This window comes from Cupriavidus sp. 05T313 (assembly GCF_056396665.1).
The window spans coordinates 1-428 of record NZ_JBFTLX010000653.1; the positions used below are offsets into that span (position 1 = coordinate 1).

The 428-nt window shown below is 57.7% G+C and carries 2 pseudogenes; one reads left to right on the forward strand and one right to left on the reverse strand.

The annotated features are described in order from the left end of the window. Nucleotides 1-108, forward strand: a pseudogene (locus AC1DKD_RS42195) (alpha/beta fold hydrolase); the annotation flags it as partial. 117 nt (nt 109-225) lie between these two features. Here the strand turns inward: AC1DKD_RS42195 and AC1DKD_RS42200 are convergent. Next, nucleotides 226-428: pseudogene (locus AC1DKD_RS42200) on the reverse strand (Tn3 family transposase); the annotation flags it as partial.

The following is a 428-nucleotide window of genomic DNA, read 5'->3' on the forward strand; positions in this document are numbered from 1 at the left end:
CTCGTCAGGAACGCGAAGCTGATCGTCTACCCCGGTGCGCCGCATGGGCTCACCGACACGCACAAGGACAGGTTCAACGCCGACCTGTTGGCATTCATCCGTAGTTGAAACGACGCCGAATCTGCCGGACCCCACAATGGCGCCGGCAGACTGACTCTCCATAAGAGGTCCTGGAGCGTCTCCTGAGGGTTGGCCGCTATTCGTAAAAAATCCGACGCATCTCCACTAAGTGGCTGATTTGACAAGAAAATCTATCGTTGGGTCGAGTGGCGGAGCCCGTCTCTGGAGGTCCAGCAGTAGTCCCCGAGCCGATTGATATGCTCGCGCCGGTAAGGGGAAAGCACCTTCAGCACCTCGGCATCAACGGGATGTCCCTTCTCCTGCAGTTCCTTGAACTTGCGCGACATCCACTGGACGTTGTAGAGGAG